Annotated in this window: 9 protein-coding genes; all 9 read right to left on the bottom strand. The window is 53.6% G+C overall.

Going from position 1 to position 7,447, the window contains the following annotated elements; translation table 11 throughout:
• Positions 1-196: 196 nt before the first annotated feature.
• Positions 197-595, bottom strand: a complete 399-nt coding sequence (locus tag SMC5_RS03250) for a hypothetical protein (RefSeq protein WP_119119570.1) — start codon at positions 593-595, stop codon at positions 197-199.
• Positions 582-1,082, bottom strand: coding sequence for a hypothetical protein (locus tag SMC5_RS03245; protein ID WP_119119569.1), 501 nt, complete (start codon positions 1,080-1,082; stop codon positions 582-584). Before SMC5_RS03245 ends, SMC5_RS03250 begins: the two co-directional genes overlap by 14 nt.
• Positions 1,083-1,567: 485 nt before the next feature.
• A complete protein-coding gene (locus tag SMC5_RS03240) occupies positions 1,568-3,040 on the bottom strand; it encodes a sensor histidine kinase (protein ID WP_119119568.1) in 1,473 nt (490 codons plus the stop codon).
• Complete coding sequence (locus SMC5_RS03235; protein ID WP_119119567.1) at positions 3,037-3,723, bottom strand: response regulator transcription factor; 687 nt, start codon at positions 3,721-3,723, stop codon at positions 3,037-3,039. The genes SMC5_RS03240 and SMC5_RS03235 overlap by 4 nt, the downstream gene beginning before the upstream one ends.
• A gap of 97 nt (positions 3,724-3,820) precedes the next feature.
• Positions 3,821-4,501, bottom strand: a complete 681-nt coding sequence (locus tag SMC5_RS03230; RefSeq protein WP_119119566.1) for an ABC transporter ATP-binding protein — start codon at positions 4,499-4,501, stop codon at positions 3,821-3,823.
• A complete protein-coding gene (locus SMC5_RS03225) occupies positions 4,502-5,371 on the bottom strand; it encodes a hypothetical protein (RefSeq protein ID WP_119119565.1) in 870 nt (289 codons plus the stop codon). It abuts the gene before it with no gap.
• Positions 5,372-5,380: 9 nt separating this feature from the next.
• Entirely contained in the window at positions 5,381-6,229 is an 849-nt protein-coding gene (locus SMC5_RS03220; protein WP_119119564.1) for a hypothetical protein, read from the bottom strand.
• Positions 6,222-7,055, bottom strand: a complete 834-nt coding sequence (locus SMC5_RS03215) for a hypothetical protein (RefSeq protein ID WP_119119563.1) — start codon at positions 7,053-7,055, stop codon at positions 6,222-6,224. Before SMC5_RS03215 ends, SMC5_RS03220 begins: the two co-directional genes overlap by 8 nt.
• A gap of 72 nt (positions 7,056-7,127) precedes the next feature.
• A partial coding sequence (locus tag SMC5_RS10985; protein WP_207799009.1) for a hypothetical protein occupies positions 7,128-7,447 on the bottom strand: 320 nt, incomplete at its 5' end.

The raw sequence follows: 7,447 nt of genomic DNA, 5'->3' as shown, positions 1-7,447 counted from the left end.
AAACACTATTACCCCTCCTCACCATGATCACTGTACAAACCAAACATTACAAAACGGTTACAATCCCTCCCCCTTCCACTAATTGGAACGTAAGGGGGGAGGGATTGCTGACGACACTCCTCCCTTCAGAGAACTCTCTGATCCGCCTGATCGCGTACAGGCTCATTCAATCAAGCGGACCACTCATGAAATGGGCCTATTGTTTTGTCAGAAAACGGTACTTCTGAACACACCAGATGCCGGTTGAGTCTTTGCGAACAGGCTGCACCAGCACAAGCTGAACTGTACGCCCGTCCTGAAGGCTCACCGTAACGTCGCTCTGCCCATTCCGTTGCTTCTTGTCCTGCATATTGCTCACTGGGATAGCAAGGTCATATACCAAGAAGTCACCAGTCACCTGTTCCGGATCAAGTTCTCCTGGCCGATGTCCATCATCAACCTCTGTCTGAAGAGCAGACATCTTTGCTGAATCAATGGGCACCTGTATCCAGGCAGGACTTGCTGCATCGAATGCGTTTGTCCCACAGCCTGTGCACATGACAGCTGCTGCAAGAACAACAAGGAGAAGAATCCAGCCGGTCCTATGTCGCTGCATCTGTCTTGTTAGCCGCATCTTCCTGTTCTTTGATCCAGTTCTGACGGTAGATGGTTTCTTCCTGCCACCAGGTCTGGATCCATGTGCGGAACGCAGGATACTCGATGCCAAGCGTTTCTTTTGTTTCCTCATCAATAGTGGCAAAGACAGCAGCCCCACGTACATTCGCTGCCTCAGCTGTTGCTGCAGTTTCTCCTGTGTCCGGGACCAGTTCTATTCCCATAAGGCGCTGACCCTCTTCCATGCCATACTGCTTGAGTTCTGCCATGGCTGCATCGCTGAGGCCAAGGTCTTTCTGCAGTTTGATGATGTCTGCGCTCAGTTTCACATCGTACGCCGTCCAGAATAGATAGTTGAGAACCTCCCTGTTCCCCCATGGGTCGATTACGGCACCTGTGCTGGTTCCAGGCTGTCCACTGAACAGGAGAAGCGAGGTAAGCATGACAACAATGATCGAGCCAACCACGAACTTTGTACCTCTTCTCACTGTGTACCTCCCTGAACGATTCTTTCTCTGAACTGAAAACTGCTGCATTCCTGGCAGTCGGGGTTCACACTCATCCCTTTGTCCGCACTCATGGCCAGCGCCTCCTTTCACTAGCAGCTCACACTGTAGCGACTGAAAGTTACAATATGGTTACGATTTCTGGTTTCGTCCCGTATCCCTTCCAACGTCCTCCTCTCATAAATAAGGCTTAGATGAAGACGTCTTTGTTCCCCTTCACTCATATAACGCAGATCTCGCAAAATGTCTGAGAACAGTCCAAAGGACCACTCGCTTGTCGACACAAGAATGGATTCCCGCCTTCGCGGGAATGACGGACGGGAAGCGGGAAGGCAGGCAACCGCATATCGACACACCTTCCACGTCCGTGCGCCAGGCGCCTGCCCATCATGGCACGACTCATCTGCGGGAACCGGCCCACCCACGGAACTCCGGGCCAACCACTTCGATCGCATCCGGACGGTATCTCAGCGAGGGAGCAGCAACGTCACCATCGTTCCAGATGTGAGTGTGCTGACAGCGCTGACGGACCCGCGCATGCACGAAGCAGCCTGCTTCACAATGGCAAGACCCAGCCCTGCACCACCATAGACGCGGTTGTGGCCGGGATCGGCCCGATAGAATCGTTCAAAGATATGCGGCAGGGCTTCTGCGGCGATACCCTTTCCATGATCAGTGACGCTCATCCGGATCCTGCGCCGTGAAACCGCACTAGCGCTCATCTCGATTGCAGCGTCGGTCGGGGACCACTGTGCTGCATTTTGCACAAGATTCTTGAGGACCATGAGCACCAGATCACGATTGGCGGACACCAGGACATCCGGCCCGTCAACCTCTAGCAGCAGATTCTTCTCCTCCAGGAGGGAGGCCAGGCTTTGCTGGACATCTGCACAGAGCGTACCAAAGAGAACGGGGGTTCCAGGGCGTGCAGCTGCATGTGACAGACGGGCCAGCAGAAGCAGCGACTGCACCGTTTCCGAGGCAAAACGTGCCTGCCGGAGAATGGCTTTGGTGTAGCTGCGCACCTGATCGGGCGTAGACTGCGGCCGCAATGCCATTTCGGCGTTCAGCTGGATGGCAGCAAGGGGCGTCCTCAGTTCGTGGCCGGCATCGCCGGTAAACCGCCCCAGGCGTTCCAGAGCCGCTGCAGCTGGATGGGCAGCAATCCTGCTGAAAGATAGCGTCACAATGGCTGCCAGCATCACTCCAAATGCGACCAGCAGCCATGACGTGCGGCGAGATGAGTCTATCTCGGGACGACTGTCGTCTGTGGGCATGCCAAGCAGGATGCGCACAGGCTGACCGCCAATGCCAATTATCCTGGCGGAGATCATGAATGACTGGGCCGGTACGTTGCCCTTCGCGGGGATATGGACAATGCTCACTGTTTGACTCTGGAAACTACTAATGTCGTCGGGCGGTGTTCCCCAGACTGAACGAACTCCCTGGGTTCCCTCTGCGACGACAAAACCACCAGTCTTGGCGCAATTGGTCAACCGCGCTGCACGATCAACAAGGCGCGACATTTCTTGCGACGACGTGACCGGCTCCTGTGTTGTGGGGATAAGCGCCTGCATCATGTCGCCATCGTTGAGCAGCATGTCCTGCGTGAGATTGTGCGCCACATTCAGCTGACCAGAAATGCCCGCTTGCACAGCAGACACCAGGAGAAATACCACTAGTAGCGCCACGAGAATCGTATATAGGCCATAGGTACGACGCAGTGGCGCAAGTGCGTCTGGTTCGACATGGTCTTCGAAACTCAACGGCCAGGAGAGGAGGGCCGCGACAATAATGACGGCCGGCGTCATCACCAGGAATGCCCTCCAACCGTCTGCGCCACGAGGAGACGTCAGCAGAGCGAAGGCCAGTTCCGCGCCTAGCAATGGTACTGCCACTGTCACGAAACGTACAACTACAGAACGAATTCTGCTCGTCATACGTTGTTGCTCCCTACCCCAATACCGTAGCCGATGCCTCGCACCATGCGGATGAAACCTGGTGCGCCCGCTGCGTCCAGTTTCTTGCGCAGCCGCGAGACATGGACCTTGAGCGTGTCGGTCCACAGGGAAGCGTGATCATCCCAGACATGATCTTCCAGCTCGCCGCGTGAAATGACACGACCAGTATTACACAGCAGGTACTCAAGAAGCCGCTCTTCGTGAACGGTCAGGAACACGGGTTTGCCCGCGACAGTGCATGCGCGCGTCGCCGGATCAAACGAGACTGTCCCTGCTGTCAAGACAACCTGCTGCACGGCAGGGTCCCTGCGGAGCAACGCACGCACGCGTGCCAGCATCTCATCGATGGAAAATGGTTTGACCAGGTAATCGTCAGCTCCCTGGTCCAGTCCGGCAACGCGTTCCCTGATAGTATCCCGCGCCGTGATAATCAAAACGGGCGTCCGGTTCCCTTCGGATCGGAGTCGTCCCAGGACCTGGAGCCCATCCACTCCGGGGAGCATCAGATCAAGGAGAAGCAGGTCATATGCCTGCTCGACATGGACCTTCGTGAGCGCGCTGGTTCCATCATCTGCGGTGTCGACGGCATAGTGCTCCTGCTGCAGCGCATCGGCGACCGCCTTGCAGATATCCGGTTCGTCTTCAACTACCAGGATTCTCATCTGCCCATTCTCCCTCGCTACTACGTCTGTGTCCAGCGACTCATGGCTCTATCTGATCCAGACAATACTGGCATCCTGCGCTTCGTGCTCCGTCAAATCATTGCATCTGTGGAGGTTCCTTTCCCAGATGACCGTTTTCCACCCAGAACACAGTATCACAGATATATCTCAATTCTTCCATGTTGGGACTTGTCATGAGGATCGTGATGCCCTTCTTCTTTAAGTCTCTGAGCACATTATGGACGATGGTGATCCCCTCGCGGTCCAGATTGCTGGTCGGTTCGTCAAGGAGCAATAACTCTGGATGCTCCATGAGAGCCTGAGCAATGCCCAGACGCTGGATCATACCGGTTGAATAGGCTCTGACGGGTCGTTTGTCATCAGGGTCCAGCCCCACCAGCGTGATGACCTCCCGGATCTCCTTTTCTCCGATCTCATTGCGTATAGAAGCCAGAAGCTCCAGGTTCTTCCTCCCGCTCATAGATGTCAAGAATCCTGGTTTTTCAATCAAGACCCCTGTCTTGTCGGGGAACTCTGCTTCTTTGCCGATTTCCTTTCCAAACACAACGACCCTGCCCTCTGTGGGATAGATGAATCCGCCGATGACCTTCAAAAGCGTGCTCTTGCCAGAACCATTGAGCCCACTGAGCCCAACGATCTGTGCAGGAGGGATCTCAAAAGAAACATCTTCAAGGATGGTCCGTCCTCGTATGACTTTAGAGACACCCTCCAACATAACGACCGGTTTAACGGCGACTGTAGTAGTGACTTCTTCCATTTATGCCTCCTTGTGGATTTCTGAGATTTCTTTGACAATGTCTATACGGCGGACGTAGATGAAACTGACTGCCAAAACCGCCAGGATGATCACTGCATTGTAACCAAGGGACCAAGCCAGCGAGAATCCGTGCACCTGTGGCTCCAGGAACGTGTGGCGCAGAAGCATGGATTGAGAGCCGGGCAGCCACCGTACCACAGAGGGGTGCCGGATCCCGAACAGCCATGAGAGGATCATCATGGCACTGGCGGCGATAAACGAGAGAAACGCATTCCTCCACCATATCGAGAGTGTCATCTGAAGAAAGGATACCGCAACCAGTGTCCCGAAGAACAGCGGGAAGATCCATCGCAGGATGAGCGTGGCAACACTCAGATCCTTTGGAATGGTTTGCCATATCCCGCTGGACAGTAGAAAAGGACTCAGGTTTGCTGACCAGGGGAGGAAACACCGGCTGACGATCAGGACCACCGCAACACCGGTCACGACGTAGAAAAAGGACAGGATAAGGAGCGTCACGACCTCTCCGAGCCACCATGTCCGTCGTGAACCAATGAGAGGAATAAGGGAGACGCCCCTCTGCGACAGGTCTTCCTCTGCGATATTTCCGAACAGGTAGAAAAAGAAGAGGTAGGGCAAAAACCAGTGAACAAACTCAAATAAAGAGTCATTAACCAGGCCTGGCCCGGAAAATGTAACAAACGGCACATCCCACACGTTCTCGGAAAGGACCGTTGGATACGACACGACCTCATAAACGCCAAACAATCCGATCACAGCAAAGAGGACAACCGTCCATAGCAGGGACCTCCAGCGAAAGGCCGTTGTGACATTCAGGCGGATCACTCTTGAGAATGGCACGTTGCCCATGGCCCCACCTTACGACCTGTCCTTTTCGGACAGGAAATCCTTTTTCCTGCAGAGCAGGAATCCAATCGTCGTAAAGAGGGCGATCCATACGGCCCAGTAGATAATGGAAGCACCAAAGGGAGGATACATCGAGGCTTTTGTGCCAAAGCGGTGAAAGTCAAGCAGAAAGTGCGTAGCAATAGAATAGTTCTGGAGGTACCGGGGAATATATCCCTTATACGCAAAAAGTCCGGCAATATTAATGACCGCCCCCGCCAGGAACCCGACGATGCCATTGTTCGTCAGCGAAGAGACAAGGGTGGTAACTAGTCCCAGGCTGAACCAGCCGAGGATGAGAAGGGTGATGAGCCGCAGGAATGCACCGGACGGGGAAAGCACCAGGACGGCGGGATTGGGTCCTATTCTCCCTGCATACCCTCTGGCCAGTTCGCTCCATGAGGTACTCCACGGAAACGCGAACGAAGAAACACCTCCAACAAGAACGAGCAGCATTCCTGCAAAGGCAAGCGCAGCGACAGCCAGTGTCAGGACCTTGGCCAGCCACCATTTGCTCCGTGACCGGAGGCGGAAGAGAAGAAGTGCTCCAAAGCCCGTCTCAACCGATAAATCACTAATCAGGAAGAGAAAAAGAAAATTGAACATCCAGAACACCGCGTTGCCATTGCCAAAAATGTTAAAGAGAGGGTTCCAGATGTTGGGGGACAACCCCTGGCTCTTTGCCACCACCAGCATCTCATCACTCATGATATAGGCTGCAAACAACACCACAGGGACAAGGATCAGCCATCGTTTCTGGAGAATGTGCTGCTCAATATTAAATCTTAGAAACGAACGTGTTGCGTGGTGCGTGCTATTCATAAACATGCTTCTTCTTCGCGAGTGCAAAAACCCCAAGGGTGCTCAGGAGGAACAGAGCCCCAAGCTCGGTGAAAGTTGTCATCGGTGAAGTTGTCTTGAGCAGAAAGGGCACAAAATTATTCAGCGGTGACCACCCTGCTATTGCAGAAATCCCCCCTATGACAAAATGTGCAATGATATAGAAAGCAAAAGGAGCTACAAGAGCATAATACTTGTTGTGAACAGCTGAAGAGACGGCGAGGCCTGCTGTGGCCCAGGCTGCCCCCCACAGGAAGGCAAGTCCGATAAGGAAAAAGATGTACAGATCTGGTTTTGTGCGGTAGAGGTACCCAAAGGTCCCATTGGCATTCACCCAGGGAATGCGCACATTGACCCACGCTTCACCAAGTGCAGGTATAGGCTGGAACCCCCGCTTGTAGAAGATATTGATGATACCGTACCCGACAAGGAGCGGAAGCGATGTGCTGACCCCTCCTGCCAGCAGATTGGCAATGTACTTGGAAGTACGATATCTGCGGAACGACGTTCGTGAAAGGATGAACGTGATATAGCCAGAAGAGCGGTCCGTGATAAAGGATGCAGCAAACGGGAGCGCGGCAATCAAGGGTGCAAAAAAAACAAGAGGCCCCATCAGGCCCATTGCGCAGAGAAACGCATCGAATGCGTTCTGAGCAAAAGGGTAAAGGTACTGCTCTTCAGGGCGGATAAAAGGTGAGACCGGCGGCCCGTACTCTTTCAGGCCGATGGCAAAGCAGACACTCGTGATCACAATCGCAAGCAAAAACGCCCAGCTGAAGAATGCTCTCCGGAATTCTTCTTTCAGCATCACACGTACCTCCTTCTATTCTTCTTCCTTTCCATTTGGTGGCGAGAGGGTGAAGCTACGTCAGATTACAGACTACGGATTGTCCGGACTCCAGTACCCTATTGCTTGGATATAAACAGGGTCTGTTTGACCTGACTGGAAGGTCATATGGACAGTCTGTCCGGCACTCGCCCAGTTGTCGAAGCTGATAGAAGTACCGTCATTGATGAGCTGCTTCGTCGATACTACAGTATTATCAACAAGCTCAAGGTAGGCCCACAGATCATAATTAGCGCCTACCGAGGTACTATTTACTGCACATTGGCCGGTGTAGAGTTTTTGCAGGTTGTTCGTGTTTGCAGTACCTCCAAACGGCGGAACCGTAAGATTGTAATAAGACCAAGTCCCCGCCG

This window comes from Candidatus Cryosericum odellii (assembly GCF_003570935.1).
Classification (GTDB): domain Bacteria; phylum Caldisericota; class Caldisericia; order Cryosericales; family Cryosericaceae; genus Cryosericum; species Cryosericum odellii.
Note: the sequence above shows the minus strand (reverse complement) of the source record. Positions and strands in the feature narration are given on the sequence as shown.